The organism is Mesorhizobium sp. M0802 (assembly GCF_040320115.1).
Classification (GTDB): Bacteria; Pseudomonadota; Alphaproteobacteria; order Rhizobiales; family Rhizobiaceae; genus Mesorhizobium.
The window spans coordinates 89,826-107,047 of sequence record NZ_JAMYOY010000002.1 but is presented as its reverse complement, the minus strand read 5'-3'; the positions used below and the strand labels follow the sequence as shown (position 1 = coordinate 107,047).

General features: G+C 63.8%; 13 protein-coding genes. 8 read left to right on the top strand and 5 right to left on the bottom strand.

The features are described from left to right. Positions 1 to 163: 163 nt before the first annotated feature. Entirely contained in the window at positions 164 to 1,063 is a 900-nt protein-coding gene (locus NKI10_RS03765; RefSeq protein ID WP_023818682.1) for an MBL fold metallo-hydrolase, read from the top strand. A gap of 22 nt (positions 1,064 to 1,085) precedes the next feature. Here NKI10_RS03765 and proC read toward each other — a convergent pair whose 3' ends face one another. The 3 genes from proC to NKI10_RS03750 all read right to left on the bottom strand — a co-directional run bounded on the left by proC (position 1,086) and on the right by NKI10_RS03750 (position 4,275). Continuing rightward, a complete protein-coding gene (gene proC, locus NKI10_RS03760; protein ID WP_023669294.1) occupies positions 1,086 to 1,901 on the bottom strand; it encodes a pyrroline-5-carboxylate reductase in 816 nt (271 codons plus the stop codon). Positions 1,902 to 1,988: 87 nt separating this feature from the next. Then, positions 1,989 to 3,308, bottom strand: a complete 1,320-nt coding sequence (locus tag NKI10_RS03755) for an O-antigen ligase family protein (RefSeq protein ID WP_352858752.1) — start codon at positions 3,306 to 3,308, stop codon at positions 1,989 to 1,991. Continuing rightward, complete coding sequence (locus NKI10_RS03750) at positions 3,277 to 4,275, bottom strand: glycosyltransferase family 2 protein (RefSeq protein ID WP_352858751.1); 999 nt, start codon at positions 4,273 to 4,275, stop codon at positions 3,277 to 3,279. Before NKI10_RS03750 ends, NKI10_RS03755 begins: the two co-directional genes overlap by 32 nt. Before the next feature lie 172 nt (positions 4,276 to 4,447). Between NKI10_RS03750 and NKI10_RS03745 the strand changes: the two genes are divergently transcribed. Genes NKI10_RS03745 through NKI10_RS03735 form a run of 3 tightly spaced genes read left to right on the top strand, consistent with a single transcriptional unit; the run spans position 4,448 to position 7,331 of the window. After that, positions 4,448 to 5,620 carry a glycosyltransferase gene (locus tag NKI10_RS03745; RefSeq protein ID WP_352858749.1) on the top strand — a complete coding sequence of 391 codons (1,173 nt, stop codon included), beginning with the start codon at positions 4,448 to 4,450 and terminating at the stop codon, positions 5,618 to 5,620. Continuing rightward, positions 5,617 to 6,411, top strand: coding sequence for a WecB/TagA/CpsF family glycosyltransferase (locus tag NKI10_RS03740; protein ID WP_352858747.1), 795 nt, complete (start codon positions 5,617 to 5,619; stop codon positions 6,409 to 6,411). Before NKI10_RS03745 ends, NKI10_RS03740 begins: the two co-directional genes overlap by 4 nt. After that, a complete protein-coding gene (locus NKI10_RS03735; protein WP_023704513.1) occupies positions 6,408 to 7,331 on the top strand; it encodes a DUF6492 family protein in 924 nt (307 codons plus the stop codon). The genes NKI10_RS03740 and NKI10_RS03735 overlap by 4 nt, the downstream gene beginning before the upstream one ends. Here NKI10_RS03735 and NKI10_RS03730 read toward each other — a convergent pair. Beyond that, complete coding sequence (locus NKI10_RS03730) at positions 7,328 to 8,623, bottom strand: lipopolysaccharide biosynthesis protein (protein ID WP_352858745.1); 1,296 nt, start codon at positions 8,621 to 8,623, stop codon at positions 7,328 to 7,330. The two genes, NKI10_RS03735 and NKI10_RS03730, sit on opposite strands and share 4 nt — an antisense overlap. Before the next feature lie 198 nt (positions 8,624 to 8,821). On the opposite strand from NKI10_RS03730, the gene NKI10_RS03725 reads away from it, so the two are divergent. The 4 genes from NKI10_RS03725 to NKI10_RS03710 all read left to right on the top strand — a co-directional run bounded on the left by NKI10_RS03725 (position 8,822) and on the right by NKI10_RS03710 (position 15,278). Beyond that, positions 8,822 to 11,119 carry a GumC family protein gene (locus NKI10_RS03725; protein ID WP_352858743.1) on the top strand — a complete coding sequence of 766 codons (2,298 nt, stop codon included), beginning with the start codon at positions 8,822 to 8,824 and terminating at the stop codon, positions 11,117 to 11,119. Positions 11,120 to 11,474: 355 nt separating this feature from the next. Next, the gene (gene folD / locus NKI10_RS03720) at positions 11,475 to 12,374 is read left to right on the top strand and encodes a bifunctional methylenetetrahydrofolate dehydrogenase/methenyltetrahydrofolate cyclohydrolase FolD (protein ID WP_352656061.1); all 900 of its coding nucleotides are present in this window, start codon (positions 11,475 to 11,477) and stop codon (positions 12,372 to 12,374) included. 17 nt (positions 12,375 to 12,391) lie between these two features. Continuing rightward, positions 12,392 to 13,384 carry a GlxA family transcriptional regulator gene (locus NKI10_RS03715; RefSeq protein WP_032905230.1) on the top strand — a complete coding sequence of 331 codons (993 nt, stop codon included), beginning with the start codon at positions 12,392 to 12,394 and terminating at the stop codon, positions 13,382 to 13,384. 235 nt (positions 13,385 to 13,619) lie between these two features. Beyond that, positions 13,620 to 15,278, top strand: a complete 1,659-nt coding sequence (locus tag NKI10_RS03710) for a vWA domain-containing protein (RefSeq protein WP_352858741.1) — start codon at positions 13,620 to 13,622, stop codon at positions 15,276 to 15,278. A 70-nt stretch (positions 15,279 to 15,348) separates the two neighbouring features. On the opposite strand, the gene edd is transcribed toward NKI10_RS03710, so the two are convergent. Then, positions 15,349 to 17,172, bottom strand: coding sequence for a phosphogluconate dehydratase (edd, locus tag NKI10_RS03705; protein WP_352858739.1), 1,824 nt, complete (start codon positions 17,170 to 17,172; stop codon positions 15,349 to 15,351). Positions 17,173 to 17,222: the final 50 nt, after the last annotated feature.

The following is a 17,222-nucleotide window of genomic DNA, read 5'->3' as shown; positions in this document are numbered from 1 at the left end:
TGTTGACCTGGTCGCGCAACACGCCTGATCATTGCGCTCGTGCTGACGACGCAGACCATCGGCTGCCATTGTGTGATCCTTTTTGGTCCGGGTTTTTCAAACGATGCCGAGATGCCAATCTCGATCAGTTGAACCCCCATTGAGGATTGAAATCTTGCAAACCATTTGGACAAGACGCGAGACGATGAAAACCCTTCTGGCAACGGGCATGGTTGCCATGCTTCAGCCTCTGGCTTTTGCAGCCAAGGCCGCCGCCAAGCTGGAATGGACCCATTTTCAGGCTGACGAGAATGGTTTCCGCCGCACGCCGGTGCTGCTGACCGGGGAAAAAGAAGCCATCCTCCTCGACGGCGGATTTACCCTGTCCGATGGCCGTGCGGTCGCGGATGCGATCAAGGCGACGGGCAAGACCCTGACCACGATCTATGTCAGCTGCAGCGACCCTGACTATTATTTTGGCCTGCGTCCCGTCGCGGATGCTTTCCCCGGCGCCAAGATCATCGCGGCCGCTGCGACGGTGGCGGCCATCAAAGCCAATGTGCAAGCCAAGCTGGATGTCTGGGGCCCGCAGCTCAAGGACAATGGACCGAAGGTCCTGGCGGATGTCGTCATTCCCGAGGCATCCGATATCACCTCACTTGAAATCGAAGGAAACAAGATCGAGATCGTCACCGTCGCCGATCTGAAAGACCGGCGGTATCTCTGGGTGCCCAGCCTTGAAGCGGTGTTCGGCGGCGTGCTGATCTCGTCCGGCGTACATGTCTGGGTTGCCGACGAGCCAACCGTAGACGACCGCAAGAAATGGATTGCCGCGCTCAACGAAATCGCGTCCCGCAAACCCAACATCGTGGTGCCGTCCCATCAGGTAGCCGGTGCACCGGACGGTCTGGCGGCCGTGGAATTCACCCGCGCCTACCTCGAAGCTTTCAATAAGGAAGCCGAAAAAGCGAAATCCAGCGTCGAGCTGATTGCAGCGATGAAGCGGCGCTATCCCGATCTTCTGGACGTCTCGTCCCTGGAACTGGGCGCAAAGGTCGCCAAGGGTGAGATGAAGTGGGGCTGATACGGCCCCGCGAGCGTCTGGGCTACTTCCCCAATTCCACCGACCGCAGCCGCGCGGCTTCCACCGCCTCGGTCAGCAGCTTCGTCAGCCGGTCTTCGCCCATCAGCACGGCAAGGGCGGCTGCCGTGGTTCCGTTGGGGCTGGTCACCTGCTGGCGCAGGACGCCGGGCTCCTCGCCGCTTTCGGCAGCGAGTGCAGCAGCGCCATAGACGGTCTGCATGGCAAGCAGCCTGGCGGTCTCGGTCGGCAGCCCGGCCTTCTCGGCTGCAACCGTAAGCGCCTCGATGAAATGGAAGATGTAGGCCGGACCGGACCCCGAAACCGCCGTCACCGCGTCCATCAGGCCTTCGTCGTCGATCGTCGTCACCACACCGCTCGCCGACAGCAGCTCGGCAACGAAACGCCTGATGTCGTCGGTCACCAGCGGGTTGGAATAGACCACCATCATGCCCTTGCCGATCGCGGCCGGCGTGTTGGGCATGCAGCGGATAACAGGCGCGAGATGGCCGAGGATGTGCTCGAAGGTGGCGACCGGCGTGCCCGCGGCGATGCTGACGAAGGTGGTCCTGCCGTCGCCGAAGCGCTTGTAGGCGGCGGTGACGTCGCGGATCACCTGCGGCTTGACGGCGATGACGACGAGGTCGGGCTCTGCGTCGGCGGGGATCCCGTTCGCGTCCGCGGCGACACTGCAACCGAGGTGCTCGGCGCGCTTGCGCAATTCGGCATTGGGCTCGACCACGAACACGGCTTGCGGGGCAAGCTTGCCGGATTTCAGCCAGCCCGCAAGCATGGCGTAACCCATATTGCCGCAACCGGCGAGAACAAGCCTGATCGTCATTGAGAGCCCTCCGAGACAAGGGTTCTCCTTAGACGCTAGCGGGCAGACGGGAAAGCCCCTCAAGGGGTGCTGGATCAGGCCAGCCGGTCAAGGTCGCCGGCGTACCGCGATCGGCCGCAGCGACACTTGCCGCAAGCCAAGCACGCCGAGCACGAAGAACAGCCACACCGGGTCGCCGCGATGGAAGAAGAAGCTTTCCAGGAACGCGTTCAGCGCCGTGAACAGCACCACCATCATGAAGAAGTCACCGAGATAGATGTTCTCCTTGCGCGGCGGGATGCGCATGTAGTCGCGCAGCGGCGCGATCACGAAAGTGTAGACGGCAACGCACAGCGCCGGGATGCCCATCAGCACCGCAATGTCGAGATAGCCGTCATGGCCATGCACGATGGTCCGGATGTCCCAGGCCCGGTCGAAGGGCTGGTCCTGACTGAGCAGCAGCGGCGTGCCCCAGAAACTTTCATAGCCGTAGCCGGTCCAGGGCTTCTTCGCCAGCATCTCGCCGGAGAACTCCCACAGCGTCGTGCGCCCGGTATAGGTGAGGTCGGGGAAATAGGTGGCCGCCAGCTCTTTCACCGGGGGGATGAAGACGATGCCTAAGGTACCGATGGCCGTCGCAATGATCGCCAGTGCAAACAGGATCGGCGTGCCGAACCGCATGCCGATCAGGCCCGGCAGCACGACGATCAGGATCGAGAACGGCACCAGGCCGGCCGTCGTCTTGGAGCCGGTGTGCAGCATGAAGATCATCGCCGCGCCGAAGATCGCCACGCCCCAGAACTTCTGGCCGCGCCGGAAGAGATAGAGGCCGGCGAAGCTGAAGCAGGCCATGATTGGTCCGGCAATGTTCTTGTGGGCGAACACACCACGCCACAGGCCGGCATGTTCGGGCTCCTGCGAATCGGCCGTATGCAGGGCCTCATGCGGAAAGACGATGAGGCCGATATAGGACAGGCCGATAACGACGATCGCGCAGAATATGATGACTTTCGAAAAACTGTCGGCGTCGCGCGGCAGCACCAGGACCGTCGCTATCGTCAGAACGCCAAGCAGCGTGAAGAAGGCCGCGCGCATGGCCGAGGACGGGTCGGTCGCGTTGATGACCGAAAGCATGAAAAAGCCGAGCATCAGGATCCAGGACGGGCTGAGCAGCGAGCGCACCATCTTGGGGTCGGCGAACGTCAGCAGTGAGAAGGTCGAAATGGCGCCGAGCGAACTGAAGCCGAGCTGGTTGACGATGTCGCCGCCGTCGCCGGTCAGTACCGCGCCTGCCGGCTGAAACGGCCGGAACGATACGATGATGACGGCAAACAACAGCGCGGCAATCGCCGTCGCCACGCCGTCGCGGGTGACGATGCCGCCCAGCAGCAGCTCGTCAGTTCTTCTCAGGCTGCCTGTATTGCTCATTGGCGTATCCGAATTCGGCAAGCACGCGGCCGAGCGAGACATAGACGGGGTAAAGCGCCGTCGACAGCGATCCTGTCCGCGCCAATTTGATTGCGCCGCGCACGGGCGAGGCTATCAGCAGCGCCAGGCTTTTTGCAAACACCTTGGCGCCGGCGAATGGCGTGCCGGCGCGCTTCTTCTTTTCGACCAGCGTCGAGATTACACCGTTGCGTAAGGATCGGGCGCGGATCCAGTCAGCCTCGACGCGCCGGGCCGGAACGCCTTCGCGCACCTTTGCCTCGGCGCACCAGCCAAGCACGAAACCTTTCCGCGCAGACCGGCTGAGAAAGTCGGAATCGCCGCCGCCCATGAAGTTGAACCGCAGGTCGAGGAAGGGCGGTCCCATGGTGGTCAGCACATTGCGCCCGACCAGGAGGTTGCCCGAGGAATAGAGTGCGGCCACGCGCCCGGTCTCGCGATAGGGGGGCGCAAAGACCGGATGCTCGGCCCATTTGGCGTGAGAAGGATCGCTAAACACCGGCACTTGTGGGCCACCGACAATGTCGGCGCCAAGCGTCTCCGCCGTCCTGCACATGCGCTCCAGCCAGTCCGCGTCGGCGATCTCGTCATCGTCGATGACCAGCAGGTGGCGGAAATCCGGAAAATGAAGGATCGCCGTCTGCCAGCCGGCATTGTAGGCACTGCAATTGCCCCGCTCATGCGCGATGATGACCATGCCTTTCATATCGTCGCGTTCGAACAGCGGCACGGCCGCCTTGGCGCCCTCACGCGCCTTGGCCTCGTTTTCGATGACGATGACGGCGAAGCGCCGGCTGGTTTGCTGTGCCTTCAGCGACGCCAGCGTTTCCAGCAGCAGTTGCGGCCGCTTGAAGGTCGGCAGCGTGACGACGGCTTCGATCGTCTCTGCGGCGAGCCCCGGAGAGCGTCCCGCAATCGATACCGAACCGTCCGATGGCAAAGGGATCATTCGCTCCAGCCGCATGTTTTGAATCTGGCTTTCGATAACACCGCGACGATAACGTTTCGTTAATCACCTTTCGCAGCGGCGCCTGCCGGTCCGCGCCTTTCAGCCGTTGCGTTGCGTGATTTAATCAAGGGTTCACCCAGCTTTGCTAGTGGCTGACGCCTGGATAGGTGAGATGCATCTGCTGTTCGCCACATCGATCGTGCCCGACGGCGCTCTCGCTTCGGGCTATGAGATCGCCAATGCTGCGATCGTCGCCGCCTTGCGGCGCGCCGGCGTGCGCGTCACCGTCATCGGCTTCATCTGGCCGGGCAAGGCGCCCAGCGACCCCGAAAACACCATCGTGCTCGGCGCCGTCGACGTGCGCACGGAAAGCGCCTCGGCGCGGCAGAAGCTCGCCTGGCTTGGCAAGGCGGTGCTGTCAGGGCTCACCTTCGCTTCCGTGAAGCTGCGCGCGGTTTCCGACAGCGAAGTCCGTGCCGCGATCGAGCGCGCCGGTCCCTTCGACGGCTATGTCCTGAATTCGGTGCAGTTCGCCGGCGCCTTTGAAAAACTGTTCGCCGACCGTCCCTCGATTTTCGTCGCCCACAATGTCGAACATGATTCGGCCAAAGAGAATGCGGCAGCAGCAAACAGTCGCTTCCAGCGCCTGTTGTTTGCCCGCGAGGCCAGGCTGCTCAAGACCATGGAGGAGCGGCTCTGCCGCCGGGCTCGCTTCGTCTTCACGCTGGCCGAGGAAGACCGCGCCGCACTCGGCGTTGCCAGCGACGACCGCTCGGCGGTGCTGCCGCTGGTGACCACTGCCACGGCGCCAAAGCCGGTCAAGCCGCGCCGCATCGATTGCGACGCGGCGCTGATCGGCACCTGGACCTGGCAGCCGAACCGCATCGGCCTCGACTGGTTCCTGGAAAAAGTCGTGCCGCATCTTCGCCGGAGTTTTCGCCTCAGGGTCGCCGGCAACATGCCGTCGGATATCACCTCTGCCCATCCCGGTGTCGAATTTGTCGGCCGCGTGCCCGACGCCCAGGATTTCGTGCGCGGCGCCGCCGTCATTCCACTGATCAGCACCGCGGGCAGCGGCGTTCAGCTCAAGACCATCGAAACCTTCGAACTCGGCCTGCCGTCGGTCGCCACCAGCCGTTCGCTGCGCGGCATCGATCATCGCCCGGCAAATTGCTTCGTCACCGACGATCCGGCCGCCTTCGCCGGCGCGCTGGAGGCAGCGGCGGCCGATGTCAAGGATGTCGATGGCAGCGCCTTTCACCGCCGGCAGATCAAGGCACTAGATGCCGCCATCAGGCTCGGCCTGGAAAAGCTCGGGTCGGTGGGGGAGGAGGTGTTTGCATGAACATGCACACCGCCCGCGCCGCCTTCGGGCTCGATACGCTGAAGACGATCCTTGGCATTTCGGTCCTTGCCATCGGCTGGGATGACGCGATCGCGCTGCTCGCTCGTCTGATTGCCGAGCGGCGCTTCACCAAGGTCAGTTTTCTCAACGCTCACAACGCCAACATCGCCTCTACCGATCCGGTCTTTGCCGAGGCGCTCGACGATTTCCTCATCCTGCCTGACGGCGTTGGCGTCGATCTGGCGGCAAAGCTGCTCTACGGCGCGCCGTTCCCGGACAATCTCAACGGCACTGATCTCATTCCGGCCTTTCTGCAGGCATCGGCGAGGCCGCTGACCGTCGGGTTGCTTGGCGCCACCCGCGCCAACGCCGAGGCGGCGTCGGTCAGGCTAGCCGCTCTGGCGGTGCAGCACGAATTCGTCGTCATCCATGACGGCTATTTCTGCCCCGCCGAAGAGCAGGCGATCGTCGATCGCATCGAGGCATTGCGGCCCGACGTGCTGCTTGTGGCCATGGGCGTGCCGCGCCAGGAATTGTGGATCGCCCGTCATATCGATGCCCGCCACTGCACGCTGCCGATCGCCGTCGGCGCGCTGCTCGATTTTCTCTCCGGCACGGTGCCGCGGGCGCCTCTGTGGATGCGCCAGCTGAGGCTCGAATGGTTGTTCCGTCTGTGCATCGAGCCCGGCCGGCTGTGGCGCCGCTACGTCGTCGGCAATCCGGTGTTCCTGCTGCGTGTCGTCAGGCAGAAATTCTCGCGTCGGCCCGAGCCCGCCGGAGAGTTGCGGTGAACAGCCGCGTCGTGCCGAGCCCTGCAGCCGAGACCGGTGCCCTGCCGCAAACGCCGACGGCGGCGGTGGTGACCGCCAGCTATGCGCCGGATTTCGAACGCTGCCGCCTGTTGTGCGAGACCCTCGACCGCCATGTCTCCGGCGTGGCGCATCATTACATTCTGGTCGAGCACCGCGACGTGGCGCTGTTTCGCCAGTTGGAAAACGACCGCCGCAGCGTTGTCGACGAGCGCGACCTGCTGCCGCGCTGGCTGCGTGTGTTCGACGATCCGATGAGCCTCTTTCGCCGTCGCATCTGGCTCAGTTTCAAGACCCAGCCGCTGCGCGGCTGGCATGTGCAGCAGCTGCGCCGCATCGCCATCGCTGCGCATGCTGGAGAAGACGTGCTGGTCTTCTGCGATTCCGACGTCGCCTTCCTCAAGCCATTCGATCTGAGCGCCTTCTGGCGCGACGGCAAGGTGCGGCTGTTCCGGCGCGACGGCGTGCTGTCGAGCGACGGTCACGACGAGCATCGCATCTGGTCGCGCAATGCGGCCTCGGCGATTGGTATCGATGCATCCGAGGTTTCGAACCACGACTATATTTCGACGCTGATCGCCTGGCGCCGTCAGACCGTGACGGCGATGTGCGCCGAGATCGAGAAGGTGCACGCGCGCGGCTGGGTCGAGGTCATCGCTTCAGTGCGCCGGTTCTCCGAATGCATGATCTATGGCCGCTATGTCGACGATGTGCTGGGGGGCGCCGGCCATTTCCACGGCTCGGAGGAATTCTGCCGCGTGCATTGGACCGGGGAGGCGCTGTCGGATGACGAATTCCGCAGCTTCGTCGCCGCCATGGCACCGGGGCAGGTGGCGATCGGCATGCAATCCTTCATCGGCACCGATATTGGCCGCATCCGCCGCTTGATCGGATTGGCTTAGACTGCCTTGGCGGGCTTGCGCAGCGCCGAATAGGTCAGCAGCGCCGAGGCGAGATAGAGCAGCAGGAAGACGACATTGAGCGATACGACAAGCCTGGGCGTGTCGGCAATCGTGGTCAGCACATAGGTCAACAGCACCGCCTTCAGCCCCGCCAGCAGGCCGAGGTTGAGCGCCCTGAGCGCGGTCTGGCCGCGCGCGAACAGCAGCTCGGCCTGGTATTCGACCAGGTTGCGCAGTCCCGGCACGCCGATTGCCAATGCCACCAAGGGCGACGCCTCGGCGACATTCCGGCCAAGTGCATTGGGGAAGAAATGCAGCACGATGCCGAGTGCGGCCAGCGCCAATGTCGACACCAGGAACACGCCGGCTTCGATACCGCTCTTGACCCGCAGTCGCGACAACAGCTCCGGCGCCCGCATCATCTTCTGCACCAGCATCATCGAGAAGGTGCGGATCGGTATTGCCGTCAGGTCGACCAGCCGCATGATGATGGCATAGATACCGGCCAGATGCGGCCCGCCGATCGCCAGCACGAGCAGCTTGTCGAATTCCGACTGCAGGTAGAACAGCACTTCGGCTCCGGCAACATAGATCGAATCGGCAAGCCGCCTGAGATAGAGCTCGGTGCGCAGCCTCAGCCGCTGGCGTGGATAATAGAAGCCGAAGGCCAGCAGCAGCGAGGCGGCGTTGGCGCCGATGTAGAACAACGACCAGATCCAGACGCTGTGCTGGCCCGATAGCATGAACAGCACGGCGCCCAGCGCGCGGAACGCCGTGGCCACGATCGACAGCACGGCGGCGCGGCCGAATTTGCCGAGCCCGTTGTTGACGATCAGCACCACCTCGACCGGCCGCCACAAAAGCGCCTCTGCAAAGACGATTGCGGCAAAGACGGCCAGCGGAACGGTGCTGGCGAAGAAGATCAGGTAGACGCCCCACGAGGCGGCCGCCAGCAGTGGTAAGGACACGGCGCCAAGCAAAAGGAAGCCGGCGGTGAAGGTGCCGATCAGATTGGGGCGGATGGTGGCTGTGCGGTAAAGCGCCGAGATGAAGCCGAAAGCGAGGATGCGCGACAGCATGACGCCGGCCGCCGAGGCGGTGGCGAACATGCCGAACTCGGCAATCGACAGCGTGTTCGCGAGTGCAATGAAATAGGCGAGCGAGAACACCAGCCGCCCGCCGGCGCCGCTGATCGCTGAAAGATAGTCGCGAACCAGCCCCCGTCTTTCGGCAAGGAAGGTGCCGATGCGGGCGAGTGTCCGCCTTTGCGGTATGTCGCTGGCCTGCGTCATATCGAGGAAAGCCGTAATCCGGAAAGCTTAACGTGCGGTTCTGACGCCATTTTACAGATCCCGGCAATGCGTGGCGAAGCGAGAAACTTTCACTTGCAGACTTCGGAAATTAACCTTTTGTTTCCCATGCCTGTTTAGCGTGACTTAACGATTGGCCGACCGCCGCTCCCGCGCCGTCGAAGGTAAAGTTTCGAGACAATGGTCGACAGGGAAAACCGTGAAGACTGGAGGCGCGAGCGCTCCCTCCTGGCGCTCGGCAAAGCCGTGCGCGGCGATGAGGCGGCGGATGCGTCGGCGGTCTCGATCGGTGACCGGGTGGATCCGTCATGGCGCGAGGATGCCGCCACGCGTCACCGCATAGCCCGCTCGCAACGCGAGGCGCGGTCGAATCCGGCGCCAACGTCACCGCCCGAGCCGCCGCAGTTCCAGGCCGACGGCGAACCCTTTTCGGCCGCCAGCGCGCGTGAGGAGCCTGTTTCCGGCCGGCGTCAGGAGCCTCGCTCCCGCGCGGCCTATGAGCCCCGCTCTTTCCACGAGCAGCAACCGGACCGCGACGACGATGACGGGCAGGAATGGAAGCCGCTGATCGATCCGCTCCAGGTCGTCCGCGGCATTACTCGTTCCAAGTTGCTGATCGTCTCGACGACGATATTGGGCACAGTGCTCGGCGTCGCCGTCGCCGTTTCGACACCGAAGAAATACGAAGCCACCACACAGATGGTCATCGAGCCAGGCGACCTGAAGCTTTCCGACAACGATCTCACCCAACCGGTCGGGCAGCCTGATGCGGCGCTGGCTGTTGTCGAAACCCGCATCAAGATGGTGACATCCGGCAAGGTCCTCGACAAGGTCGTGGCCGATCTCAATCTCGTCGACGATCCGGAGTTCAACGGACAGGGCTCTGGCGGCCTTGGCGTCCTGTCACTCATTCGCTCGATACTCTCGCGCCAGGATGGCCTTGGCGACGGCGGTGAAGTGCGCCGCCAGGCGCTGGCGGTCGGCAATCTGGCCAAGAGCCTGTCGGTTGAGCGCAGCGGCAAGAGCTTTGTCGTTTCCATCAGCGCCACCACTCAAAGCGCCGACAAATCGGCGGAGATAGCCAATAGGACCAGGGACGTTTTCCAGCAGGAGGCGGCCCAATACCAGTTCGGGATGGCCGGGCGCGCGACGGACCAGCTGACGGCCAAGCTCGATGACCTGCGCAAGAATGTCGAGACGGCGGAGCGCAAGGTCGAGGATTTCAGGGCCACGCATGATCTCGTCGACGCGCAGGGCCATCTGATCAGCGACGACCAGATGCTGAAGCTCAACGAGCAGCTCTCAGTCACCCGGGCCCGCACGCTGGAACTCAATGCCCGGGCGGCGTCGGCGCGTTCGCTGGACGTCAATTCGGTCATCAACGGCACCTTGCCGGAAGAAATCAATTCCAACACGATGAGCGAACTGCGCGCGCAATATGCAGTTTTGAAGCAGGAGGCCGACCGCGCCGCCGTGCGTCTGGGACCGCGTCATCCCGAATACCAGGCGCTCAGTGCCCAGCTCGACGGCTCGCGCGAGCGCATCGCAGGCGAACTGCGCCGCATCGCCTCGTCGCTGCAGGTCGACTTGAAGCGCTCGGTCCAGCTTGAGCAGGATCTCGCTTCCCGCCTGGCTCAGGCAAAGGTCCAGAGCGGCGATGTCAACAGCGATCTGGTCAGCCTGCGCGAACTGGAGCGTGATGCCACGGCCAAACGCTCCGTCTACGAACAGTACCTTCTGCGCGCCAAGGAGACCGGCGAACAGCAAAACATCAACACTACCAACATCAATCTGATGACCCCCGCGCAACCGCCGGTCGAACCCAACGGACCGTCGCGGGCTGTAATATCGATGGCCGGCCTGCTGCTCGGGCTTGCTTCGGGCATCGGTGTCGGCGCGATGCGCGGCGCCTTTGCCAGCCTGCGCGGCGCTGCCAATTCGCGTTCGCGCGGCAGAATGGACGAGCGCCGCCCTCCGGTCGAGGACAAGGTCTATCGCGCGCCGCTGCCTGTGGCGCCGCCACCGGCAGCACCTCCGGTGTTGCCGACCGCGGCCGTTCCCGCCCGGAGCCCAGGTCTGTTCGACCGACTGTTCTCGGCGATGCGCAAAGCCGCGCCGGGTAGCGGGACGTCAGGCGAACCCGTCGAGACCTACCGCGCCCAACCAGCCGCCGAATATACAAGGCCGGTGCAGGAGCCTGTGGGCTATCGCCAGCCGGACTTCCGGAACGAGGTTCCGCACGCCAATTCCCCTGCGCAGCAGCCTGGCTACGCGCAGCCTCGTCAGCCGGCTGACTATGCCTATTCGCAGGCTCAGCCGATGCCCGCGGCGTCCGGGCCGTGGTCTTCTCCGCAGCCCGCTGGGGCGGCGCCGGAAGACCAGCAGGCGCAAATCGACGATATCCGCGCCAGCCTGCGCGAATTTCGCGAAGCGGTGCGCGAACTCACCGAAAGCCGTTCGCACCGCCGCTATTTCTGAGCAATTCCAGGAAAAGTGTGAAACGGTTTTCCCGGGAAAAGCGCGTAGCGCGCTTTCCCTTGGGAATTGCGTCACAACAAGAAATAGAGCGGTTCAGCCTTTCCGTGAAAGGATGAGTCGCTCTGAGCCCGTCAGCACAGAATAAAAGCTGCCGGTTTCGAGTTTACGGCATGTGACGGCGCTTTGACGGGATTGCTTAGGCCAAATTTCGTGACAATGCCGCGCAGCATGGCGCCCAAAAAGCGCTGCCGTCGGGCTTTACCCGAATGGGCGGAACGTTTGGAACAACGACATGCACGAAGCAACGTTCAAGGCGCGCGCCGCGCCTTGGCTGGAATGATGTCGAGGATGGTTCATGGCCGAAGTGATTGACGGAAAGATCGTCGCCGCAGACGTGGTTCAGAAGGTCAAGGCCTTGACCGAGGACCTGGTCGCCAAGGGAAAGGCCCAGCCCGGCTTAGCGGTGGTCATCGTCGGCGAGGATCCGGCAAGCCAGGTCTATGTCGCGTCGAAGTCGCGCACCGCCAAGGAATGCGGCTTTCATTCGCTGCAGCACACGCTGCCGGCCGACACGTCCGAAGCGGCACTGCTGAAGATCATCGGCGAACTCAACGCCGATCCGGCCATCAACGGCATTCTGGTGCAGCTGCCGCTTCCCGCCCATATCGATGCCGGCAAGATCATCCAGGCCATCGCACCGCAAAAGGATGTCGACGGCTTTCATTTCATCAATGTCGGCAAGCTCGGCACCGGCGAACTCGAAACAGCCTTCGTGCCCTGCACGCCGGCCGGCTCCATGCTTTTGATCGAACGCGTGCGCGGGAAGGATCTTTCCGGCCTCAACGCGGTCGTCGTCGGCCGCTCCAACATCGTCGGCAAGCCGATGGCAAATCTGTTGCTTGCCGCCAACTGCACCGTCACCATCGCCCACAGCCGCACCAAGGATCTGCCGGCACTGGCCCGCACAGCCGACATTCTGGTTGCCGCCGTCGGCCGGCCCGAAATGATCAAGGGCGACTGGGTCAAGCTCGGCGCCACCGTGATCGATGTCGGGATCAACCGCATTGCCGCACCCGAGAAGGGCGAGGGCAAAACCCGCCTCGTCGGCGATGTAGCCTATGCCGAAGCGGCCAAGGCCGCCGGCGCCATCACCCCCGTGCCCGGCGGTGTCGGACCGATGACCATTGCCATGCTGATGGCCAATACGTTAGCCTCAGCCTACCTTGCGGCCGGCTTGAAGCGGCCTTCCTTCTGAGCCAGAAAGCAGCTTCTTTGCCGAACCTTACTATACCCTCTGAACGGCCGGATGATCCCGTTCAAGGGGGCCGGCAATTCGCGTTCCTGCTGGTCGACAAGTTTTCGATGTTTTCGTTGGCAGCGGCGATCGATACCTTCCGCTCGGCCAACCGCCTGCTCGGCCGCGATTTCTATGGTTGGACCACGGTCTCGGCCGACGGCGATCCCGTCATGGCCTCCAATGGCCTGCCGCTCAAGATCGACTATGCCGTCGCCGATTTGCCGCCGGTCGATATCCTGTTCGTGTCGGTGGGCCTGTCGGTCGAGTTCCCCGGCAAGAGCAAGGTGCTGGCGGCGCTGCGCAGCTGGGGCCGGCGCGGCAATGCGCTCGGCGCGCTGTCGGTGGGCTCTTACCTCCTGGCCGAAGCCGGTCAGCTCGAAGGCTATCGCTGCACCATCCATTGGGAAAACCGCGCCGGCTTCGTCGAGCGCTTTCCCGACATCAATTGCACCGGCAACGTCTTCGAGATCGACCGCAAGCGCTACACCTGCGCCGGCGGCACCACCTCGATCGACCTGATGCTGGAGATCGTGCGTGGCGACTTCGGCTCGAACCTCGCCAACGGCGTTGCCAACCAGTTCCAGCATGAGCGCATCCGCTCCGCCGGCGACCGCCAGCGCGTCGGGCCGGAGCGCGACCTGACCGGCAAGTCGGAGAAGCTAAGGCGCATCGTCGAACTGATGGCCGACCATCTCGACGAGCCGCTATCAGCCGTGCAGCTTGCTAAATCGGCGGGCCTGTCGGTGCGCCAGGTCGAGCGCTTGTTCCTGCGCCATTTGAGCGTCACGCCCGGTCGTTACTACATGCGGCTCAGGCTTGAGCGGGCGCGCGAACTGCTGCGCCAGACCAACATGCCGATCCTCGACGTGGCCATTGCCACCGGCTTTACCTCGCACTCCTATTTCGCGCAGAGCTATCGGCTGCAGTTTGGCCGTCCGCCTTCCGAAGAGCGGCGCACCACCTACTGATTTCGTGTTACCAGCTCTGCCGGCGCCGATCCTGTTACACTGCAACCGTTAGAAGCATGATCCCAAAAAGTGGGTGCCGGTTTTTGGAAAGGATCGTGCTCCAACAAAGGGTTAGATCATGATGAGATTTCATCCAAATCTCATCATGATCTAGTAACCCGCTCCAGGCTTGTGTCCGGACGCGCTGTCAAATAGCTTCCGGCGCGGATCAGAGGGCGGCCTCAAGGAGATTTCGATGGCGGGACTTTTGCGGAGCGTCGCTGCGGCGCTGCTCCTTTTGTCGATGACTTCGCTCGGCTTTGCCGCCAACAAGGTCATCATCATTCTTGACGCTTCGGGCTCGATGTGGGCCCAGATCGACGGCAAGCCGAAGCTCGAGATCGCGCGCGAATCGCTGAGGACCGTACTGCAGTCGGTCCCGGGGGACGACGAGATCGGCTTAATGGCCTATGGCCACCGCGAAAAGGGCAGCTGCGACGACATCGAGCTGATCGTGCCGCCGCAAGCCGGCTCGGCTAGCGCCATTTCGGCCGCTGCCGACAGCCTGAAATTCCTCGGCAAGACGCCGCTGACCGCAGCCGTCAAGCAGGCGGCCGAAGCTCTGAAATACACCGAGGACAAGGCGACCGTGGTTCTCATCACCGATGGGCTTGAAACCTGCGAAGGTGACCCGTGCGCGCTGGGCAAGGAACTGGAGGCCTCAGGCGTCGATTTCACCGTCGACGTCGTCGGCTTCGGCCTGACCGCTGACGAGGGCAAGCAGATCGCCTGCCTTGCCGACAACACCGGCGGCAAATATATCCAGGCCTCGGACGAGAAGGCGCTGCAGGAAGCACTGGTCGAAACCGTCGCCGCGCCGGCTCCGGCGCCGGCACCCGAACCCGCTCCGGCGCCTGCCCCTGAACCGGCAAAGCCCGAATTCAATTTCATCCCGAGCGTGGTCATGGCGGAAGGCGGCGATCCGATCACCGACGGCAATGCCTGGGAGGTCTACAAGGCCAAGGCCGATGGCACGCGCGGCGAGGCCGTCACCACCCAGTACAACAACTACGAGGCCAATCTCGAGCCGGGCGACTATGTCGTCGTCGCGCGCGCCGACGAAGCTCGGGCGGAACAGAAGGTCAAGATCGAGGCGGGCCAGGTCTACAAGCCGCTCTTCACCTTGAACGCCGGCACCATGCTCATCCATCCGAAGCCAAGCCAGGGCGCCGAGATCAGTGACGAAGCCCATGTCGACTTCGCCTTCCGGGGCGGCAGCACCACCCACTATGGCGACACCAGGATCATCGTGCCGGCTGGTGAGCAGAAGGTGACGGTTGCGATCGGCAGCGGCTCGGTGACCGAGACCATCCAGCTCGCCGCCGGGCAGACTGTGGAAAAAGACATAGTCGTCGGCGTCGGCCATGCCGCCGTCAACGCCTACTACACTGCAGGTGGCGACAAGGCCGACTCCTCGGGCATCAGCGTCCAGATCGTCAAGGCCAAGAAAAAGATCGACGGCTCGCGTGACGATGTCGCCCACTCCTATGGGCCCGACAGCAAATTCTGGCTGCCGCCGGACGACTATGTCGCGGTCACCTCGCTTGAGCTCGCAACCGTCGAGCAGCCTTTCAGCGTCAAGGTTGGCGACGTCAAGGACGTCAAGGTGACGCTCGATGCCGGCGTGCTGGTGATGTCGGCGCCGGGCGCCTATTCGATCGAGGTGCTGTCGTCGAAGAAGGACATCCAGGGCAACCGCAAGGCGCTCGGCCTGAACTATGGTGACACTTGGCAGCAGACCATCGCGGCCGGCGACTATGTCGTCGTCCGCCACCTGTCCGATCAAGGCCATGACAAGGAAATGCCGGTGACGGTCAAGGCCGGCGAACGGAGCGAGATTACGGTTCAGCCGTAATTTGGCGTTCCACTCCTCATGAGAAAGGGCGGCCTCGAGCCGCCCTTTCTATATGGCAGGGAATGATGGTTCAGGCCGTGCCGAAAGCACTGGCGCCGTGGTCGGCGCGGCCGACCAACTGGCGGAAACCAGCGAACAGCTCGCGGCCGAAACCGAACTCGTTGCCGATGAGATCGATGTCGGCCGTGCGGCGCAGCGCGAGCTCGGGCCCCGGCACCAGCACTTCCAGCGTGCCGGCATCGGCGTCGAGCCGGATGATGTCGCCGTCATGGATCCTGGCGATCGGCCCTTCCTCGACCGCTTCCGGCGTTACATGGATCGCCGCCGGCACCTTGCCGGAAGCGCCAGACATGCGCCCGTCCGTGACCAGCGCGACGCGCTGGCCACGATCCTGCAGGATGCCGAGCACGGTGGTCAGCTTGTGCAGTTCCGGCATGCCGTTTGCCTTCGGGCCCTGGAAGCGGATGACGGCGATGAAGTCGCCGGTCAGCGTGCCGGCCTTGAAGGCTTCGTTCAGTCCCTGCTGGCTGTCGAACACCTTGGCCGGCGCCTCGATGACGCGGCGTTCCGGCTTCACGGCGGACGTCTTGATGACGGCGTGGCCGAGATTGCCGGCGAGCACCTTCAGGCCGCCGGTCGGCTGGAAGGCTTTCTTGAACGGTGCCAGCACCTTCTCGTCGCCGCTCTGCAGCGGCGAGGCTTCACGCACGACGCCGCCATCTTCGCCGAGCCGGGCCTCGACCGCATAGGGCCTCAGGCCTTCGCCCCATACCGTCTGCACATCCTCATGCAGGATGCCTTCGTCGAGCAATTCGCGGATCAGGAAGCCGAGCCCGCCGGCGGCATGGAAATGGTTCACGTCGGCAAGCCCGTTCGGATAGACGCGCGCGAGAAGCGGCACCGCTTCCGACAGGTCGGAAATGTCCTGCCAGGTAAGCGTGATGCCGGCCGCCGCGGCCATGGCGATGAGATGGATGGTGTGGTTGGTAGAGCCGCCGGTGGCGTGCAGGCCGACGACGCCATTGACGAAAGAGCGCTCGTCGATCATGCGGCCTACCGGCGTGTAGGCGTTGCCGAGCGCGGTGATCGCCAGGGCTCGCCTGGTCGCCTCGCGCGTCAGCGCGTCGCGCAGCGGCGTGCCTGGATTGACGAAGGACGCGCCGGGCGTATGCAGGCCCATGATCTCCATCAGCATCTGGTTGGAATTGGCGGTGCCATAGAAGGTGCAGGTGCCCGGCCCGTGATAGGATTTGGACTCCGCTTCGAGCAGTTCTGCGCGTCCGGCCTTGCCCTCGGCATAGAGCTGGCGAACCTTGGCCTTCTCGTCATTGGGCAGGCCCGTCGTCATCGGCCCGGCCGGCACGAACACCGCCGGCAGATGGCCGAAGGTGAGGGCTGCAATCACCAGCCCCGGCACGATCTTGTCGCAGACGCCGAGATAGACGGCGGCGTCGAACATGTTGTGCGACAGGCCGATCGCCGCCGACATGGCGATGACGTCGCGCGAAAACAGCGACAGCTCCATGCCGGGCTGTCCCTGGGTCACGCCGTCGCACATGGCGGGCACGCCGCCGGCCACTTGCGCGATGCCGCCAACTTCCTTCGCGGCTTCCTTGATCAGCGCCGGGAAGGTTTCGAAGGGCTGATGCGCCGACAGCATGTCATTGTAGGAGGTAATGATGCCGAGGTTCGGCACCTTGTCGGCGCCGAGCGCCAGCTTTTCAGACGGGCTGCAGACGGCAAAGCCATGCGCGAGGTTGCCGCAAGACAGAACCCCCCGGTTGGCGGCGCGGCTGGAGGTCTCGGCGATGCGGCCGAGATAGCGCTCGCGGCCGGCTTTCGAGCGTTGGCGGATGCGTTCCGTGATGGCTTCGATGTCGCGTCTGGCTGTCATGGTCGGTCCTTTCGAGCCCCGGAAGAACGTCCTCCACCGTCTGCCGGGAC